Source organism: Paenibacillus konkukensis, assembly GCF_023523925.1.
Taxonomy (GTDB): domain Bacteria; phylum Bacillota; class Bacilli; order Paenibacillales; family NBRC-103111; genus Paenibacillus_S; species Paenibacillus_S doosanensis.
This window is the reverse complement of sequence record NZ_CP027059.1, coordinates 5718523-5738716: the sequence shown is the minus strand read 5'-3', so window position 1 is coordinate 5738716 and position 20194 is coordinate 5718523. Positions and strand designations below refer to the sequence as shown.

Annotated in this window: 17 protein-coding genes; all 17 read right to left on the bottom strand. The window is 51.3% G+C overall.

Features of this window, described 5'->3' with window-relative positions; all coding sequences use genetic code 11:
• Positions 1-3 precede the first annotated feature (3 nt).
• The 17 genes from galU to SK3146_RS24855 all read right to left on the bottom strand — a co-directional run bounded on the left by galU (position 4) and on the right by SK3146_RS24855 (position 20179).
• Positions 4-882 carry a UTP--glucose-1-phosphate uridylyltransferase GalU gene (gene galU, locus SK3146_RS24935; RefSeq protein WP_283942784.1) on the bottom strand — a complete coding sequence of 293 codons (879 nt, stop codon included), beginning with the start codon at positions 880-882 and terminating at the stop codon, positions 4-6.
• Between the two features lie 17 nt (positions 883-899).
• Positions 900-2732 (bottom strand): polysaccharide biosynthesis protein, encoded by a 1833-nt coding sequence (locus SK3146_RS24930; protein WP_283942783.1) that lies wholly within the window; start codon positions 2730-2732, stop codon positions 900-902.
• Between the two features lie 495 nt (positions 2733-3227).
• Positions 3228-4790 (bottom strand): lipopolysaccharide biosynthesis protein, encoded by a 1563-nt coding sequence (locus SK3146_RS24925; protein WP_249866430.1) that lies wholly within the window; start codon positions 4788-4790, stop codon positions 3228-3230.
• Between the two features lie 22 nt (positions 4791-4812).
• Positions 4813-5373, bottom strand: a complete 561-nt coding sequence (locus SK3146_RS24920) for an acyltransferase (RefSeq protein WP_249861298.1) — start codon at positions 5371-5373, stop codon at positions 4813-4815.
• Positions 5374-5389: 16 nt separating this feature from the next.
• Positions 5390-6571, bottom strand: coding sequence for a glycoside hydrolase family 88 protein (locus SK3146_RS24915; protein WP_249861297.1), 1182 nt, complete (start codon positions 6569-6571; stop codon positions 5390-5392).
• Between the two features lie 23 nt (positions 6572-6594).
• Positions 6595-7839 carry a glycosyltransferase gene (locus SK3146_RS24910; protein WP_249861296.1) on the bottom strand — a complete coding sequence of 415 codons (1245 nt, stop codon included), beginning with the start codon at positions 7837-7839 and terminating at the stop codon, positions 6595-6597.
• A 50-nt stretch (positions 7840-7889) separates the two neighbouring features.
• Complete coding sequence (locus SK3146_RS24905) at positions 7890-9083, bottom strand: glycosyltransferase (protein WP_249861295.1); 1194 nt, start codon at positions 9081-9083, stop codon at positions 7890-7892.
• Between the two features lie 8 nt (positions 9084-9091).
• Positions 9092-10258 (bottom strand): polysaccharide pyruvyl transferase family protein, encoded by a 1167-nt coding sequence (locus SK3146_RS24900; protein ID WP_249861294.1) that lies wholly within the window; start codon positions 10256-10258, stop codon positions 9092-9094.
• A gap of 47 nt (positions 10259-10305) precedes the next feature.
• Positions 10306-11346 carry a glycosyltransferase family 2 protein gene (locus SK3146_RS24895; protein WP_249861293.1) on the bottom strand — a complete coding sequence of 347 codons (1041 nt, stop codon included), beginning with the start codon at positions 11344-11346 and terminating at the stop codon, positions 10306-10308.
• A gap of 20 nt (positions 11347-11366) precedes the next feature.
• Entirely contained in the window at positions 11367-13199 is a 1833-nt protein-coding gene (locus SK3146_RS24890; RefSeq protein WP_249861292.1) for an ABC transporter ATP-binding protein, read from the bottom strand.
• Entirely contained in the window at positions 13196-14386 is a 1191-nt protein-coding gene (locus SK3146_RS24885) for a nucleotidyltransferase domain-containing protein (protein WP_434006820.1), read from the bottom strand. The genes SK3146_RS24890 and SK3146_RS24885 overlap by 4 nt, the downstream gene beginning before the upstream one ends.
• 11 nt (positions 14387-14397) lie before the next feature.
• Positions 14398-14862 (bottom strand): lasso peptide biosynthesis B2 protein, encoded by a 465-nt coding sequence (locus tag SK3146_RS24880; RefSeq protein WP_249861290.1) that lies wholly within the window; start codon positions 14860-14862, stop codon positions 14398-14400.
• Positions 14853-15143 carry a lasso peptide biosynthesis PqqD family chaperone gene (locus tag SK3146_RS24875; RefSeq protein WP_249861289.1) on the bottom strand — a complete coding sequence of 97 codons (291 nt, stop codon included), beginning with the start codon at positions 15141-15143 and terminating at the stop codon, positions 14853-14855. The genes SK3146_RS24880 and SK3146_RS24875 overlap by 10 nt, the downstream gene beginning before the upstream one ends.
• A gap of 3 nt (positions 15144-15146) precedes the next feature.
• Entirely contained in the window at positions 15147-16076 is a 930-nt protein-coding gene (locus tag SK3146_RS24870) for a phosphoenolpyruvate carboxykinase (ATP) (RefSeq protein WP_249861288.1), read from the bottom strand.
• A 102-nt stretch (positions 16077-16178) separates the two neighbouring features.
• Positions 16179-16319 (bottom strand): paeninodin family lasso peptide, encoded by a 141-nt coding sequence (locus SK3146_RS24865; protein WP_249861287.1) that lies wholly within the window; start codon positions 16317-16319, stop codon positions 16179-16181.
• 17 nt (positions 16320-16336) lie between these two features.
• Complete coding sequence (locus tag SK3146_RS24860; RefSeq protein ID WP_249861286.1) at positions 16337-18277, bottom strand: asparagine synthase-related protein; 1941 nt, start codon at positions 18275-18277, stop codon at positions 16337-16339.
• 192 nt (positions 18278-18469) lie between these two features.
• Positions 18470-20179, bottom strand: coding sequence for a hypothetical protein (locus SK3146_RS24855; RefSeq protein WP_249861285.1), 1710 nt, complete (start codon positions 20177-20179; stop codon positions 18470-18472).
• Positions 20180-20194: the final 15 nt, after the last annotated feature.

The following is a 20194-nucleotide window of genomic DNA, read 5'->3' as shown; positions in this document are numbered from 1 at the left end:
CACCTATTTAATCAGCTCTTTTTCCATCACTTTGGACATATAGTCCAGCAGTTCGTACCGCAGATCGTCACGCTGCAGCGCAAATTCGATCGTCGTCTGAATAAAGCCCAGCTTCTCGCCGACATCGTGGCGGGTGCCGTGAAACTCATAGGCGTATACCGCTTCCCGCCTATTCAGCTCGGCGATGCCGTCGGTCAGCTGAATTTCGGACCCTGCGCCCGGCGCCTGATCGTGCAAAATCTCGAATATGCGAGGACTTAATATGTAGCGGCCCATGATCGCCAGATTCGACGGCGCATTCTCCCGCGACGGCTTCTCGACCAGATGCTTCACCTTGTAGAAGCGCTCATCCATCGGATTGCCGTCGACGATCCCGTAGCGCGACACTTCCGCATCGGACACATGCTTCACCCCGATGATCGAGGAACGGTAATGATCGTACAGCTCGATCATCTGCTTCAAGCACGGCTTCGGAGCGCGGACGATATCGTCGCCGAGCAGGACGGCGAACGGTTCGTCTCCGATGAACTTGCGCGCGCACCAGATCGCGTGCCCCAGGCCTTTAGGCTCCTTTTGCCGGATATAGTGAATGTCGACCATGTTGGTAGACTTCTGAACCTCGCTCAGCAGATCGAACTTCTGCTTCTCCAGCAGATTTTGCTCCAATTCGAAGGAGCTGTCGAAATGGTCTTCAATCGCCCGTTTGCCTTTGCCCGTCACAATAATAATATCCTCAATCCCGGATTCCACCGCTTCTTCGACGATATATTGAATGGTCGGCTTATCGACGATAGGCAGCATCTCTTTAGGCATCGCCTTCGTGGCGGGAAGAAATCGGGTGCCGAGCCCGGCGGCCGGTATAATCGCTTTTCTAACTTTCATCGTCATAACACTCCTTTTTAACCAATGGATATTAATTTTTTGGACATCGGAATCACCTTGTTGCTGTTCGCCAAGTCGAGCAGCCGCTCTCTTAGCTTCGCTTTATCCAAAGTAGAGTAAACCGATATCATATCTCTGATCTCATCCATGTACAGATCGGCCGTCTTGCCGATATAAATTTTCGGATATACTTGCTGTTCTTCGATCTCGTTCGCCTTCAACAGCTCCTCAAACAGCTTCTCCCCCGGACGGACGCCGGTAAATTCGATGCCGATATCTTCCACGGAATGGCCGGACAGCTTGATTAAGTTTTTGGCCAAATCGACGATCTTTACCGGCTCTCCCATGTCCAGCACGAAGATTTCTCCGCCCCGGGCCAGCGCGCCGGCTTGAATGACAAGCCGCGACGCTTCCGGTATCGTCATGAAATAGCGGATCATGTCGGGATGCGTGACGGACACCGGCCCGCCCTTTTCAATCTGCTGCTTGAAGCGCGGGATGACGCTGCCCCGGCTCCCGAGCACATTGCCGAAGCGAACGGCGACGAACCGGGTTTCGCTAATTTTGTCCATGTGCTGGATGATCATTTCGGCCATCCGCTTGGTTGCGCCCATAACGCTGGTCGGGTTGACCGCCTTGTCGGTAGAAATCATCACGAACGTATTGACTCCGTATTTGCTTGCCGCCTTGGCGACGTTCATCGTTCCGATCACATTGTTCTTGACCGCTTCCTCCGGGTTTTTCTCCATCAGCGGCACATGCTTATGGGCGGCGGCGTGATACACGACGTTCGGGCGATGCTTGCTCATAATCGACATCATCTTCTTGCCGTCTTGAATATCTGCAATTTCCGTAATGAACTCGATCGATGTATGCTCGCATAGATCCTTCAATTCCATCTCGATGGAATAAATGCTGTTCTCCCCGTGTCCGAGCAAAACAAGCTTTAGCGGATTGAACTTCGTAATCTGCCGGCAAATTTCCGACCCGATCGAGCCCCCGGCTCCTGTGACGAGCACAACCTTGCCGGTTATGTAATCGGAGATGCTGTCGATATCGAGCTCAATCGGCTCCCGGCCCAGCAAATCCTCCACCTGAACGTCGCGGAACTGGTTGACGGACAGCTTGCCGGTCATCAGATCCTCCAGCCTCGGCAAAATTTGCGTCTTGGCTTTGGTTTTTGCGCATTCCTGGAAAATCGTGTTCAATCCTTTCCGGCCGAGCGAAGGAATCGCGATGATAATACTGTCGATCTGCAGCTCCTTGACGGCCCGCTCGATCTGATCGACGCCGCCGATGACCGGAATGCCCAAAATATCGAGCTGCTGAATCTTCACGTTGTCGTCGATAAAAGCGACCGGCTGCAGCTCCGCCTCCTGATTGTTCATCAGCTGGCGGACGACCATCGTCCCCGCCGAGCCGGCGCCGATAATGAGCGTGCGCTTCTTATTCGCAGCTTGCGGGATGTACGAATCCCTGAACAGCCGCCAGCAAAAGCGCGAGCCGCCGATCAGCAGCATGTGCAGCATCCAGGTCACCGCGAGCAGCCGGAAGTAAATATCCTGAACGATAATTTCCTGAATCAAGGCGGCGGCGATAATCGAGAACGTCACGGCCTTGAAGATGCAGAGCAGCTCGCCGATACTGGCATACTGCCAGGCTTTCTTATAAAGCTTGTAAACCATCGCAAACGCATGGTGGCTGAGCAGCAGCGTAATGGCACTAACGACAAGGGGAAACGTGACAACATGGAGATCCGCGCTGAGCAAAAACCGGCTGAAAAAGATAGCGCTGAGCACAATGCACGAATCGACGATAATGAGCAACGATAATCTTTGACGGTATGACAAAAAGCTCACCCTCTCAATAAAGTTCTTAAGTATACGGCCTTTGGAACAAAGACCATATATTTAAACCCTTTAATGAAATGCAGGGCATCTAACCCTTCCTCACGCCACACCCTTGACGACTGGCGTCTAAGGTTGCCATTAACCCACAGCATGGCCGAGTGCCTCCATCGATAACGGCAAGGAGACATCGCCGGAACTTGGTACATTCCTTTACATGTTCTTTATAAAGAACACTTTAGCAAAAAAAAATATTCTCTATTAGGAAATGCCGCCATCAGCGGCTTGAAAAACGGGACAAGCGGTAGTTCTCTTGTAGTAGGTCCTAAGAGGCGATTATCGGGTACAATGGCATAGAATTTTCCGCTATTTCAAAGAATTCCGTCGAAAAATTCTTTATAAAGAACAAATTTGGTAAAAAAGAACGTCGAGACTGTTGGGTTCATCGACAATATATTTATTGTAGTTCTTTATAAAGAATTTGTCAACCCTCCCGCCTTATGAATTTCCCGAGCTTACTTCGGGATGCGCCGTCCTTCTCCCCCTCTTAAGCAGCTTCGGCACGAGTCCGGACGCAATGCCCCATACATATTGAAATTCATCCGTTTTATAGAACAGCATTACATAAATCAAGTTCGGTATTGTCAGACATACAATGGCCTTCAGCATGAATCCCGTGATCGTACCGCCGGGAATCCAGCCGCATAACAGATAGGTCGCATAACAAGCGGCCGCCCCGATTCCCGCATAGCCCAAATAGCGAGCATAGTAATGGAACAAAGGCCTTTGGAACACTTTCTTGTACACGAGATACGGCGTCGTCCAGAACGGAACCAATACGGCGCTGATTAACGTTCCGATGAACACCCCGGCAATCCCTATCGATTGAACCAGCCAGAGCGAGAAGCCCAGATTGATCGCGGCCTGCGCCAAAGGGGCATACCGGTCCTCATGGAAGATGCCTGCCGTCGTCTTGACCGTGCTGATCGAATTTCTCATCCCTCTCTCATAGAACGTCACCATCAGAACAATGAGCACAAGCTGCCCCATGAGAAACTTCGGGCCGATCCACAGCGTAATGAACGGTTCAATAAGCACGTACATGCCTATCGCGCAAAAGGAATACAGCCAGAAATTAAGCAGCATAGTCACCTTGTAGACGCTGTAAATTTTATCCTTGCTCTCCTTGGCCACCAAATTGCCGATGCTGTGATACAGATTGTTGAATACTTGGTTGACGAACGTACGACATATGTCGATCAGCATATTGTAATTCGAATACAGCCCTACCGCGGCTATACTGACATAAGTCGAGATGATGATATTGTCCGTTCCGAAGATCAGATATGTGCCGACATTTTGCAGGACGATCGCTTTAACATTTTTGAAAATGCTGCTTTTGGTAACCGCATCCAGCACGTCGTTCACTTTATTTTTCAAATACGGATACATTTTATCGACGATGAACGAGAGAATGATGCTGTTGGAGATCGTGATAAAGCTGTCTATAACCAAATACAAAATGTAATTTTGCGTATAGTACAAGATGCCTATTCTCAGGCCCGCCGACACGATGGACGAGACGGAATACAGGCCGGTTACTATATATCCTTTTTGCTGAACGCTTAAGAACGAGTTTTTATGCTGGTAGAAATAGGGGGCGACCGTGTTGATCAAAAATACGAGATAGATCAGGTGAACATGCTCCACGCTCGAATCTTTGACGACATGCGGGAGAAACGGCATGAGCGACAATCCCAGCAGCGATACAATGATAGCTATGATCCAATACGCCTTTTTATACAGCTTCATCAGCAGAATGATTTTGTGCCGGTCCTGATCCGCCACCGGTTTGTACAGATGATAAATAATGCTGGAGCCGATTCCCGCTTCTGCGAGCGAGAGCATGGACAGGATGTTCGTGAACAGTCCGTTCACTCCCAAATAATCCAAGCCCAGCGTATGGATAAACACCGTTCTGGAAAAAAAGCTGAGCAGCGTAATGATGAGCTGGTTGCCGAGCCCTACCGATATGTTGATGATCGAGTTTTTTGTTCGCATCATTTTCCCCATTATTTAAAGATTAGACCACATAGCCAATATCGTTGATTAGTTCTTCATACATTTTGCGTTTTTTTTCCGCTGAAATCCGGCCGCCGATCGTGAAGTCTCGATCATACACTGTTTTCTTTTCCAAGAGCTCGTTATTTTTACGCGCATATTCCTCTACTGTGCAGATGAACTTGGCCGGAGCACCGCCAACGATGACCTCTGGAGGCACAGACTTGGTAACAATACTGCCCGCAGCGACAATACATCCCCGCCCTAGAGTAACTCCGGGCATGATTAGAGCGCGAGCTCCTATAAATACATCGTCCTCTACTGTGATGCTGCCGACTTTGGTATACTGGTTCAACTGCTTAGTGCTTGCATCATGAGTCAACAGATAAGCGTAGGGAGCAATCGTGACGTTATCTCCGATACGGATCAGCCAGCAGTGCGAATAATCGAACACCACTCCAGGCTGAATCGAACAGTTCTGGCCTACTCTCATTCCCATTCGGATGTAGTCCTCTAGCCACAATTCCTCCAATAAGCACTTGCGAATACGCGCCCTCAAAAAACAAATGATCTTCTTTAACATAGAATTCCTCATAACCTTAAGGTCCGACATGAATGGAGTTCATTAGCCTAATACAAAAGCCTTGCGTAAACGGCAATATGTTAAATAACATCGAGTAAACCCCGATATCCTTCGTGTCGCCTTGCGAGAAATCGACGGCCCCGTTTCGGCGGGTGGCCTTCATAAGATAACGAACGGCGCGTTCCGCGCTCTCCAAGCAGTCCGCCGATATATCCTCAATCCTGGAAGCCTGCTGCATAAACCAGCCCAGCGTCGCGGTCGTTGAAGAGTCGGCTCTGCATTCTTGACGCGTTACTGTCCAGCTCCAATTTCCGTCGGCTTGCTGGAACGCCATCGCGGCGACGGCGAATTTGCGTACACTGTTTTCCAGCGTCTTCTTGGCCTTATGCCCTGCGGGAAGCTCATTCCAGGCATCGACAAGCCCGATGGCGAACCAGCCGAGCCCGCGCCCCCAGCCGTACAATCCGAGCGGCAGCTTGTTATCGATTTGATAAGCGTGGCTGGGGATATGATGCCCTTCCAGCATGCCGTGCTTTTCATAAGATAAAATTTGCTTGACAGCCAAATCCACGCAAGCTTCCTGGCGGTAACGAAGACCGTAGCAAACGAGAAACGGGCAGATGAAACCGATCGTATCAACATACCGATAGTTAGGCATAAATTTGCGGTAAGCCACCGTGCCGTCCGTTCCTAGATGATCGCGAATAAGTTCCCATGTCGTCTCGAGCGCCTTCTTGTAATGATCAGTATTGATGAAATCGAGCTTCATAACGGCATAAGCCAAAATGGCCGCGTCCACTTGCTCGGGCTTTTCCACCCACTCGCCATCACGGTCAAACTTGGAGGCCAAAAACTTCTCAATTTCCCGCTTTACTTCCTGATCGCCGCTTCGCTTCACATACTCGGCCAGACCCATGAGCAGGGAAGCTTCCTGCCAATGCTGAATAGAGTTCTTCGAATAGTTGCCCTTCAGCATATCGATAGCGACCAGTCTCGTATTATCAGTCACTTTAATTTGAGGAGTATGATTGAGCCATTGAATTCCGACGTTCGTGATCGAGCGGCTCCATAGTTGCTTGTCTTGGAATCTTCCAATATGAATCCGGCTCAGCCAATCTTTGAAGATAGGGACAATGTCGATCAATATGACCACAATGATGAGAGCAAACAGCAGTAGACATACGATGAGAGCTATCACAGAATCTGTCCTTTCTACCTTGCTTATTTTTTTGAGTCAAATAACGCATACAGCTTTTCGATTTCCGTTTCGGTGCCAAGCGGCTCCTTCTCTAAATTAACCGACAATTGCCGTCGCAACGAAGCATCTTCCAATAGCGCCTTGATTCCTTGAGCGATGGACCGGGCATCCATCTCTACGATCAATCCGTTATGTCTGTCGGTGATCTGATCCTTTGCCGTACTGAAATTGGTGACAACAATTGGCTTATGCAAAATTTTGGCTTCGTCTATCGCGATGGATTTCCCCTCAAATCTGGAAGGCTGCACGTAAATATCGGCCTCTCTGATATAAGGATACGGATTTTCCTTCACTCCAAGCAGGTGAAACCGGTCTTGAAGCCCATTTTCGCTAATCATTCGCTCAAGTGTTTTCCGCTCCTCTCCTTCCCCAATGACATACCATTGTACAGGATATCCTCCTTCTACAAGCTCCTTGCAGGTTTGTACGGCCATTTCAAAGCCCTTCTGATAATTTAGTCGGCCGATGGAAACCAGCTTTATCGCGGAATCCTTCTTGATTGGCGGCGTTTGCCCGACGGGCGAATCGGGTATCGTGTTTGCGGCGTTCCAGTCCGCATCTTCCATAGCCAAATTTCGAATCGCTGCCGGCGATACGATATTATGCATGACTTCTACCTTGTGCGCATACTTCGGAAACCGCTTCTTCAAAATAGTGCCGCATTCCCCGGACACCGTAACTAGATGATCGAGCTTATCGAAGTAGGTCTTATCATAGGAAGGGTCCATGCCCAAGCGGTCATAATCATTGTGAATAAAGCCGATTTTTTTACGTGCCTTCACTTTGTCAATACAGAAATAAATCGGATTTTTTTCCAGGTAGCCTATGGCAATATCGTAGACCTGATCTATGCTTTTCAACGATTTCGACAGATACTTCCACACTCTCTGCTCACATCGAACGCTGTTTTTTTCCGTTTTATAGATAACACCCGCCCGCAGTCTGAATGAAGCAATGTTAATCCTGCCCCGTTTTAAGCAGTTGAGCACCGCTTTGCGAATCGGCATATCGTAATACTGATATTCTTGCGGTTCTCCCAGTAGCTTCACCGCTGCCGGTATTTTGCTCATAAAAATTCCCGAGTGCCTGAGCAAATACAGATCGACCTCATACAAGGAGTAATCGATCGTCTCGAGCAGCGAAATCAGCGCTTTTTCCGCGCCTCCGCATTGCAAATTGTTCATGACAAACAATATCTTCTGCTTCATCGTTTCCTCCTGCAACTTGATGATAGAAATCGGAGCAGATCGCTTCCGTACTAAGTCAACAATTGATAAAACTTTTCTATCTCTCCCTCAGTGCCTAACGCCGTTCGGGATAAGTTATAGATTAATCTCGTTCTTAACTGCTTATCGTTAATGAGTATTTCAATACCTTCCGCTATCGCCTCCGCGTTCATGTCTACAATGAGCCCATCGACGCCGTCGCTGATCTGATCCCTAGCCGTACTGAAATTAGTAACCAGAATAGGTTTGTTTAGTATTTTGGCCTCGTCGATCGCAATGGACTTGCCTTCAAACTTGGAAGTTTGCGCGTAAATATCAGCCTGCTTAATATAGGGATAAGGATTCGACCTTAAACCCAGCAATCGAACGTAATCGCATAAATCGTATTCTTGAATTAAATGCTCCAGTCGTCCTCTCTCTTCCCCCTCCCCTATAATATTCCATTTAATGCGATATCCCCGGTCAACCAGTTTCCTGCATGACTCAATGGCCATATCGAAGCCTTTCTGGTCGTGAAGCCTTCCCACGGAGACGATGATCGTTTCATCTTTGTTTTTTTGATATACATCCGTTTTCGATTGGTTGGCCAGAGAGATGATAGATTCGGGAGATACGATATTATATATTACCTCCACCTTATGTTGTTGATCGGGAAATCGTCTTTTTAATACGTTGGCACACTCTTCCGACACCGTTACGATACGGTCCAGTTGCTTGTAATAATGGTGATCGAACCGCGAATCCATTCCCATTTGATCATAATCCGTATGAACCCACCCTATTTTTTGATGCGCATTCACTTTATCGACGCAAAAGTAGATGGATGTTTTCTCCATAAACCCTATAGCCGCATCATAAGTTTTAGGCAGCCGGTCTAAAAATGAAGCCATGTGCCTCCAGCTGTACTGTTCTCTTTGTGATATGTTGCGCTTGCCTCTATTACTCAAAGTAAATGCTATTCGGTGAAACGCAAGTGCAATATACCCTTGCCGCAACAGCTTCCGGAACGCCTTAAGCATAGGCAGCCTGAACTCATGATACACTCCCGTTAAAGGCAGCAGCTCAACCTTCTCCGGGATCAGTTCCATAAACAGGCCGTTATGATCCAACAGAAACAAATCGACATTGTATTGTTGGAAATCAATTTGATTCAGCAGAGTTACCAGGCTTTTTTCCCCGCCGCCGGACATTAGGCTCGGCATAATAAATAGCAGATTTTTTTTCATACTCCACCTCAACGGCTCTGAACCAGCTTGCCAAGATGTTCAACGGCTTTATAAGACATTTTTTTTATGTGCGGAATCGATGTTTGCAGCCGCTGCCTCAATTCTCGCTCTTCCCGGATCATCTCGTCGAATTTTGCTTTAAGAAGGACACCGTCTGATATTTCCTTAATTCCGAGCACCAGCTTTTCCTCACCGAAAATATCTTTGGAAATCCCCTTGGATTTGATGCTGTATCCCAATACCATCGTTGGAACGAAATTGGAATAAGCCGCTATAGTAGCATGAGTTCTTGCGCCGACAAAAAATCTCATTCTCGAAATATAGCCCTTATACTGAACGGCATTTAAATCTCCCGGCAGCAAAATCACTCGGTCTGTAGCTCGGAATTCCTCATAATACTGCCGAAGCATCTCATAATCGTTATTGCCCCCCTCCATTACATGCGGAGTCAGCGCGATGGTCATATCGGTCGTGGTCAGTATATGGCTAATCAGCTCCCGCACTGCTTGCTGAGATTGAACGTTGCGTTTCCATACAAGCGGACTAAAGTTTAGACCGACCGTATTGCCATCCTGCCAACCCGACGGCAGTTCCAGCTCTTCTTTCTCCATCGTAAAAGCCGGATCGGCGCATAATTGAACGTTAGTCAGCCCTTTCTGAACCAGCATATTATAGGTCAGCGTCTCCCGAGCCAAGATAAGGTCGAATCGCTTTAAATCCTCAAGTTTCTTTTCCGACATATCCTCCTCACCGATTGAGCAGCCCCATAACACCAATTTTTTCCCCGATGCTTTGACTCTCCGGTTAATCTCATACCACCCCGGTTGTTCCCCGTAGCAGTAATTGTCTCCGCCAATCGATAAACAGACATCCATGCCGGGAATATGTCTAACAATGTTATCGTGAATTTTCCCGAGCGCATACGTTTCATCCTGAAACAGCTTCATTTTAACGGCGGAAACAAACCAGTCATAGGAATATTTCCGGATGCCTCGGGCAGATCCGTCATAAATGCCGTCCAATTTTGTGATGATCTGATCGGTATCGGGCTTGCCGGACGCCAAGTATACTTTCGCATCGCGGATTCGCTCTTTAATCAGACTTGTTGAGGACCTCACAATGGCCTCGCAGCCTCTGTTCAAGCTTCCGCCATGAGCAAACATCATAATCTTCATTTTCCTTATTCCTCCCGTTAATTAGCCAGATCATTCACGATATCACTCTATTTATTCGCCGCGCTTCTCAATTTGCTATAAGACGTGATGCAGTAGAGACTTATCGCCGATCTCCCGCGTATTGCCTCCAACAGCCACCGGTCGTAGCGTCCCAATTTCCCGGCTTTTTCATCGGCGTAAAAAGCCAGCGCTTCTTGCACATGCGGATTCGCTATCATCCGGCTGACATAAGCGAACCTGGCCTTAAAACTCACTTTTTGCGCAGCTTGGAAATAAAGGTACACATACGACATGACGCTATGTACTAGCCGGACCGCCTTCAGCTTACGGATTTCTTCCCTGCTTAGCGGAATGGCTTTCATCTCGGGGACATCCGTAAGATACACCTCCAGCGCACGCTGGAAGTAATCTTTGCCGATGATATTCCTTGTCGCGCTGCCGTCGACCTCGCGGTAATGATAACCGCAATAATCGAGATATACGGCATTGGAGGCATGGCAGAATACCCGCATATTAAAAATCCCGTCTTCCCCAAGCGCTACCTTATCCGGAAAGGCCGCGCCGCAATCTTGAATCAGTTGATTTCTGTAAAGCTTGTTCCACACCGAGTTCAATTGGTCGGATCTTAAAAAATAAGGCAATATTTCCTTCCTGACAAACTCCCGGTCAAGCAGCCTGTTAGTAAGAAAGGGATAGCTGGTCTGCACCCAATGGCCCTCGATCTCGCTTTCGAAGTTGGAAATGACAACATCGCCGGCATACTGTCCGGCCGCTTCGTATAGAACGGCCATCATATCGGGTTCAATATAATCATCCGCATCGACGAACCCGACATACTCGCCGGACGCAACCCGCAGACCGGTGTTGCGCGCGGCGCTGACACCCTGGTTGTCCTGCCGGATGAGCTGGATTCTTCTATCCTGCCCGGCATATGTCTCAATCAGGCCGGCGCTCCGATCCGTTGAACCGTCGTCAATAAACAGAAACTCGCATTCCTGAAGCGACTGCTTCATTAGAGACTCGATGCATTCGGCTAAGTACCGCTCGGCATTATAAACGGGTATAATTACGCTTACCTTCGCCTTCATTCCTTCCCTCCTTCCTCCAGCTAGACAGGCAGCTGCTCCAAGTCGTTATTCTCGGCATCCGGCATCATCTGATTGCGCAGCAAATGTGCGAACAGCTTGCCCCGCTCCTTGGACAGCTGCGTAAAGCCGCCCTGCTGAACGATCCTGCCCTGATCGAGCACGACGACTTGGTCGGCGTTGCGAATGGTCGACAGGCGATGCGCGATAACGACGATCGTCATCTTGCCCTTGAGCCTCTCCAGCGCCTCCTGAATCCGCGCTTCGTTCTCGGCGTCCAGCGCGCTGGTCGCTTCATCCAGCACGAGAATCGAAGGGCGGCGCAGTATCGCTCTGGCGAGAACAAGCCGCTGGCGTTCCCCTCCCGACAGCCGCACTCCGCGGTCTCCGATCAGCGTATCCAGCCCTTGCGGCAGCCGTCTGACGAATTCGTCGGCGGCCGCGAATTCCAGCGCCTCCCACAGCTGACGTTCCGATGCTTCCGGATCGATCAGAAGCAGGTTCTCCCTGATGCTGCCGCCGAACAGCAGCGGGTCCTGCGGCACATAGCCGACGGCCTTCCTGAGACGCTGCAGAAGACGGCCGCCTAAGGGAACGCCGTCAACCAGCACTTGCCCTTCTTCGGGCCGCAGCAGCCCCATCAGCATATCGATCAAGGTGCTTTTCCCGGCGCCGGACCGTCCGATCACCGCCGTCATCCGCATCGCCGGAATGTACAGATCGATCCGCTCCAATGCCCGCACCGGCTCCTGCCGGTTATAGCGGAAGCTGACGCCGCGGCATTCCAAGCCGCGCTCCACGGCAAGCGGAGCTACGTCCTCCGGCGCAAGCTCGCCGTCCCGGATTTCTCTTGACGCCCGGCACTGCTCTTGAAGCTGAAGCAGCGAGGCAAACGCAGGGAGGGCCGAAGCGATCTGCTCCAGATTGGACTGGATGCCGGTGAAGCGCGGCCACAGCCGCGAGAAGATCATCATGATGAGCAGCAATTGCCCCCCTTGCGTATGAAACAGGTAGCTCGATAAGTAGACGAATGCCGCTATGATCAATGCGGAGGCCGCCTTATAGTACAACTGGGAGTCGGAGCGCAGTTTGGCGTGCCCGTACCTCTCCTCGCCGATTCGCTCGCACCACTCCGCAAGCCAGCGGTTGCGGGATTCCTCCAGCATATTGCTCTTGATATCTTTAATTCCGTTAAAATGATCCGTAATCCCGGCGATATAGCTCCTGGCCAGCTCCGACGTTTGGCCGCCGAGCGTTCTCGATCGCCGGATCAACACGCGGGAGAAGAAGGCGAGCAGCAGACCGCAGCCTATCACGAACAAGGTCAGTTTGGCCGATAACCAGAATGCAATGGCGATCTGGATGAGGGTAAACACCAGCGACGCCGCAAACTGCAGAAATACGTACGTGCCGTTCGTCACCCGCCCGAGCTCGTCGGTCATCGCATGGATGAAATCCGACTTTCTCCGTTTAATAAAGAAGTCCCAATCGGCCTGCAGCAGGGATCGATACGTTTCCATCCGAACGTGGTTGATAAACCCGGTGTGGATTCGAATATCTCTGAGGCTTAAATTGCGCTGGATTAAGGCCTGCCCGATCACGAGCGCGGCATAAATCGCAAGCACGATCAGCAGGCTGAGCGGTCCCGGCAGCTCCTTCAGCAAGTCCAAGCCGCCCGCCAAAGGGATACTTCCGGCGTTGATTTGGAGGATGCCGATCAGACTCAGCAGCGGAATCAGCAGGAACATGCCTATTCCGTCGAGAAAGCCGACAAGCGTCATCCCAAGCAGATTGACAAATAAAATATTTCCGGCATAGGCATGCATCTTGCGGGCGAAGTACAGCACCTGCTTCATTTTATTCCGCTCCTTGCTACGATAAGGCGTACTTTCTTTGTTTTTCTCCAAGCCCACAGAAAAGGACGCAGAGGGAAATAAAGAAAGTGCAAAGCTTTGGGCAGCGCCAGCGTCTCCGCGTCATGCGGGTACGGATACAAGAGGCTCATGATAAACAGCAGCTTGGTCTGACAGGACATGAGCGCGAACAGATGGCGTTTGTGATACCGGGACACGTCTTCCGGCAGCGGCTCGGAGTGCAGATTGATCATTTGCCCGATGTAGTAGAGCGCTCCTTGAGCGAGACTTCGCGCCCGCTGCTCCTTCGACCATCGGCGGCATGATTCGCTTAGCGGCGTATGCAGCAGCTGCGAGGTTAATATCCATGCCTGCGCCGCGATATGCGAAGTACGATACTTGACCAGCAGCCCGCGGAGCTTGTTATCATCCAGCGGCTGCCGGCACAGCTGATGAATGTCCGTCAGCCAGCGCAGCCGGGACCATCCGTGGCGCGCCCCGTGGGAGACCAGAAACAGGAATAAATCCTCTCTCCCCAAGTAATAAACGGGATGCCGGGTAATCGCGCTGAGTCTCTTTCTTTGCCATAAGGAGTAGAAGCCGGGTTCGCTTCCGGGGCCCGGGCCGAGCCGCCAATGAAGCTCAATCTTGATTCCCATGTGCCTGTGAAAGAAGGTGATATGATGATGTCTCCATTTCCAGTCGCTTAGTACGGTTTGGATATATTCGTCTTTGATATAGCCGAGCAGGCCGAGCAGCTGCTCCGCCCGGTCCAGATCATCGATCGGGACGAGCAGATCGAGGTCTCCGCATGTGCGAAGCGACAGATCGCCGTATAGATCGGCCGCCAGAACGGGTCCCTTCAATACTAGCGTGCGAATGTTCGCTTCGCCGAGCGTTCTGCAGATCTGCTCCATTTCCCCGCTCAGCTGCAGCATCCGGAATATGTTTTGCTGGTAATCGGCGCGCAGCGCTTGCATCACATGCGCGGGAATCGCGCTTATTCCGGCCTGCTGCAGCTTATGGTACAGGGAAGGATAGACCCGGTGATGTCTTGCCAGCTGCAGAAACAAGTCCCAGTCGATCCCGGCCGCTTGCAGCTTATCGCCCGCTTCCCCGCCCAGCAGGGCAAGCATGAGGTTCAGCTCCTCGGGGAAAGACGCCGTATCCAAACGAAAATCAGTACTCATTGTATTCACCTTCATTTTCCTTTATCGCTTATCCGTTTGGCGAATTTCCCGACTACCCGGAACCGCCCCATTTCTTCCGCTCCTGTAATATAGTAAGGGCCGCTGCGCAGCCAGGCATGGGCGATCAGCTTGCCCGCTTCATCCTTGGCCGTTCCCAGATACAGCGTGCTCTCGATACGGCGCCTCTCCAGCATCTTCAAAGCGGCGATCGCCCTGACGAGGCATTTGCTCTCCCAGAACGTATGCCGGCTCATAATCTGAACCGCGTCGTAAACGACCCTTAACCGTCCTTCTTGTTCCGGTAGACTCGTCTCGGGAGTCTCTTCCATCGCCTCGCCGAGCGAAGGCGTTATTTCGGCAAACGGCCGTGACACGAGAAATCGCGCCCAGCCTAAATATACATAAGCTTCGATAAAAGCAAGCATTGTTTTCCAATCTAAAGAAAGCCAATTTCTAGCTTTGCGTATTACGCCCACTGAATTAATCCTTCCTCCAGCAAATGCTGCAGAAACGATACGACCTGATGCTCGCAATCGTCCCGCTCCACTTCATATTGCCGCATGAGCGAATCTACGATACGCTCTACCTCGGCCGGCTGCGCCAGCTGCTCCCAGATGTCGCCTCCGACTTCGCCCAAGTTGTAATACTTGCTGTTATGAATGCTCAGCATTACTTTCTCCCCGTCCATGTCGCTGACGATATTTCCCGCTCCTTGCACAAAACGATCGGTTAAAGCAATACTTTGATTTGGAATCATGCTCTATTCCTCCATACGCAAATTCTCTAAAAGCAGCGATACTAACTGAGGAGCGGTAAAACCGCCGGCAGGTCTTCTCAATTGGAACATAGCTGCCTGCCCCGCTATCGCGGCCGAAGTTTGGAAATGCCATTCCATCAGGCCCAAACGGGGGATTAGAAAATGGCGGAACGTATGCCGGAAAAGCGTCTGAAGCCGGTCCAGCTTGGAGATTGGATGGATGGAAACCTCCGGCTCCTCCGTTTTGACCAGTTCGATAACGCCGCCGAGCGGCAAAGGCTGAGCGCAATAATGCGTCGCGACGGGCACGCTGTACTTGGTCTCCCTGCCGTAGATCGACCGGTATGTACCGGTTTCCATGCCGAACTGCTCAAGACTTTCCCGCCACAGCTTTTGCTGCGGAAACGACGGTGTTATGACAGCCGTTTCGTCCACGGGAGACAGCGATACGGAGATCAGATCGTCGCTTACCAGCGTATAGCCGGCCTGGATAAAGGCGGAAGCCAAGGTCGATTTGCCCGCTCCCGATTCCCCTACGATGGCATAGGCTTTGCCCCCGATAGCAACGGCGCTTCCGTGCAGCGGATACTTTCTTCTTTGCATTAGCAGCGCGCCCATGCAGGTTCCGAGCACGTACAGCCGTGTCAGACCTTCATCGGCCGACGGCAGAGGCGCTACCGTAATGACCCTTCCTTCCCGAATCGAGTAATTCGCATTGCCGGGAACATGGAACGTCACTTCTCCGTTCCGCACGTCATGGTAATAAGGGCGGCTTTCGAGCCCGGCTCCGAACCGCGCAGCAGGATCGACTATGATTTCCACATCGGCCCGCCCGGTACTGCGATGAATCACAGGCAATTCCGGCAATTCCATGCCGCTTGCGATGGATAAGTCAAAAGCTTTGTATACGACCTTATTTTCCGTCTGAATCATGGTACTCACTCCAAACACGTTCGGTTGGTTAAGCTAAGAGAAGAGCCCCTATACTCTCGGTGATGTATAAGGGCCCTTAGTGCTGAAGCTATAAATAAGGCATTAGCTAGTGAAGCGAGGATCATCAGAGTTTCTGCCCGGTATGTAAGCTTCATCGGTAAGAGGCCCGTTATGAGTCGAAGCCATCGTCTGCTTCACATCCAGCACTTCCAATTTAGGCTGCTGCCACTCTTTTTTCACCATGCTTTATTCACCTCCCTTCATGTTAATCGGCTTATAAACCGGTAGACGATCAAGCTGCGCATGAGGACTTTATAATCCGGGTCGATCGCATGTTCGGGACGAACCCCTTCCCGCAGCTTGTGCAGCGCCTTCTCTATTGCAGGAACGTTTAATATTTGCCGCATCCTCTCGTCGGCGCAGAGCCGATGAAGCTCTTCCCTAAATGCGTTCCAATGCGGAATCATACGGTGAACCCAATCCGCACCCTGTACCCCCCGAACCTTCTGATTCAGCCTGACCTGATCGGGCAGCACGTTCTCCGTAGCCCTTCGGATCAGCGCCCGGTCCATCCCGCCTTGCACATACTGCTCCTCCGGAACCGACAGACAAAAGCGGATCACACGCAGATCGTTCGTCGGATCTCTCTTCCATAAGCCGTAGCGCAGCGAAAGCTTCGCGGCCAGCGTATTGCTCGCATTCCAATGAAACAGCTCTTCAAAATGCCTTTTTCTCATCTCGTAAGCATCTATACCGCCGTACCAGCCGGATTCGTCGATGTCGAAGCGCTGCAGCTTTTTAAATACTCCGGTCCTTCGGGCGAATTCCGGATGAATGAGCGGCGGGAACGGGTAAGCATCAGCCTGAGGGACCATCCTATCGATAAACGGGAAGGCCGTTCGGGCTATGAGAGGCAGTCGGCGGTAGCGGCTTCCTCCGGTTTTAGTGCTGTATTGGTCCAGTTCCTTGAACAATTTGACCCATTTCAGCCTTTTGAGAAGAATAGCGTAGTACTCGTTAGCCGATCCCCAGGAGATAGACAGATTGCCCCGGCCGCCGTTCAGCAGCACCCCAACCTGCTCGTCGCGGGCTTTCTCGAAGATCCCTTTGAGCCAAAAGGAATTTTCAAAAAATTTGTAGGGCATCTCCATCAAATCGAGGAAGTCTTCCACCTCCAGAAAGGAATTTCTCCCTTCGAAATCCAGATAATGGTCTCGGATATTGCCGACATGCCGGACCGTCGCTTCAATGAACGGACGCTCGTTCGCCATATACCGCTTGGAAGTATAGTCATGAAAGTCGCCGGAAGGAACATAGCTGAACGTATGCAGCGGTTTGTTCTCCTTGCGCAGCGCTCCTGCGGCAAACCCGGCGATGGAGCCGGAATCCAATCCCCCGCTCAGTTGGGCCCCTACCTGACGATGCGTGCGCAAACGGCTCGTTACGGCCTCGCCGAACACGGCTTGAAACGCCTCGACGTATTCTCCGTCCGATTTCAGCCGCAGCGGCTTCCCGGGAGTCAAGGTGCAGTAACGGCTGAGCCTCGCTCCGGATGACGTCACCGTGATGCTGTGGGCAGGCGGCAGCTGCTCGATATCCTTATAGACGGTTGCCGCCGTGTCGACAACATCAATCATGCCCGATATGGCGAGATATTCCGCCAGCCAGCTTTCATTCAGTTCCGCTTTCATGCGCGGGAGCGACAGAAGCGGCCCGATCACGGTGCAGAAGGCGAAACGCATGCCGCTGCGGCAGTAGTACAGCGTGCGCGAGCCGGAGAAATCTCTCGCCCCGAAGAGCTGCCTCGCTTTTGCATCCCACAGCATAAAGGCGAAGTCGCCGATCAAATGCTGCGGAGCCTCCTGGCCCCACCTCTCGTAAGCAAGCAGGATCAGCTCGCTGTCGGTAATCTTGCGCCTGCGCTCATAATCCACTTCCAGCAAGCGAACTAGCTCCGGCCGGTTATCCAATATCGCATCCGCCGCAATGACAATCTGCCTGTCGGCGTCATAGTAGGGCAGCTGCTCATAGACGGCTTCCGGGGTAATGTGCTGGACATGGCAGCCCAGGAATACCGCCCCGCTGTTCCATGTACGGATCGCATCGGCAGGATATTTCTCAAGCTCTCGCATCATCGTCCGGCCATGCTCGGCAAGTACCGGCTCGTTGTCTAAATGATAAATTCCAGCGATGGCGCTCATCCTGTTCCTCCGTAATCCGACATGATTCCAGGCTTCCGCTGCCCGAGCGAAGTTCGTTATAATGAATTAGTCATTTCGAATTATCCATAACGAACAAATATTGTTCTTTATTAAGAACGATCTCAGAATAGCATCTTCATCGAAAGCTGTCAATCGGTTTCTTGCGCTTCCGCAGCCATTCTAAAGGAATCTTTATTGGAGCGTCGCAACGAGCCGATCCGCTTCTCCGAAAGGCGTGTCGACCGTTTCATACACGCGCAGCGTATTGGAAAATTCGAACAGCGTCGAATCCATGCTGAACGTTTGTATGCCGCTGGCTACGCGGTTGTCCCCGGTGAAAGGAAGCGCCTTTGAGCCTATGACATTGCCGCTTGCGTCTACGAGCTCGACCTTTAATTTGGGGAAGCTCTGATCGACGACGGATTGATCTTGCAGCTTCACGTCCAAATCCAAGGTCAGCTTGTAAGAATAAGGCAGACTGGACTTCGCCGAGCCATAGAACACCTCTTCTTTCCAGCTGTTGAATTTGACCGTGAACGGGTAAAACTGGATATCTCCATCGCTTTGATCGGATTGAGCCTTCGTCTTCAGTCTGGCGATAGGGATATTATAGGGAGCAACGCTGTCACCATCCAAAATTTCCATCGTCAGCCGTTCGCCTTTCTCCGTCGTGGGAAGCACGAACGTATAATAGATGACGTAGCTGATATTCGGGGCTAATGTCTCCACTACGGTAGTTTGCCGGTTTCCCGTATATTGGTTGCCCGCCGCGCTGACTAACTGCGCCTGGAATTTGGGGACGGGCATAGGGCGATCGCTGCGGTTTTGCAGCTTGAACTTGGCGACTGCCGCCTTAAAGCCACCGCCTACGCTGTCATGAATGTGCAAATCTACCAGCGCAACGCCGATTTCGGGCTGAATGACGCGGTTTAACGGATCGAAACGAATCCATTGATTCATTTCATAAGGTTCGGACTGCTCAACCGAAGCGGCGGCGGCATTGCCGTCCGGAAGCGCGATGCTGAACCGGCCGATGGAATAATCGATCTTCGTCTTATCGTCAACCGCGAAGCTTTCCGGCGTCAGAACGGTGAGACTCTTCATTTCCTCCTTCTTTCCTGCGGGAATGGCGTAATGAATATATTTCTGCTCGTTCGGTTCAAGAGCTACCGCATCCTGCTCCAGCCTCTTGCCGGTAAATACTTTTTGTTCGGCTTTGCCGTTGATCAAGAAATCCGGGATCGTTTTCTTCTTATCGCCTTTGTTCTCAGCAAGCAGCGTGAGAATGCTTTTCGGTCCCTGGGGCGTATTCTGCTCTATCAGACTGATCGGCTTATATTCGATAACCGGCGACAGCTCGGCGATCGTGAAGGCTTCACCCCACTGCTTATTAACCGACGGATCACTGAATGCTCCGAGATCCCCTCTCCATTCAATCGAGGATACGGGAATCGACAGCATCGTCGTTTCTTTTCTCGGAGAGACGAATTCATCCACGTCAACCCACGAGATTTGTGATACCGAGAAGGCGTCCTCCCGGTCGACGACAATCATGTAAGTCAGCTCGACGGTTTCCTTGGGCTGTATCGCAATAGCGTTGGCCGCGCTCGGCCGAAGCGTATACTCGATTCCACCGTCCGTCTTTGCCCGCACTTCATAATCCGGCACCCGGGTCAGACGGGAGCCTTCGTTATACAGTCTGACGACGGCGGCGATTCTCACCCCTTCGGGCGCCTGCTCGTTAAGAATATTTTTTACCGATGCTTTCACCGTTTCCGTCACATAATAATCCGCAGGTGCAGGCGCCCCCTCTTGAGCCGTCGCGAGAGGAGGCATCGGAGGGATCAGCAAGGAGACCAACAAGGCGAATACTACCAAGATTCGTTTCCACTTCGTTATCAATTCGGTTCACTCCAA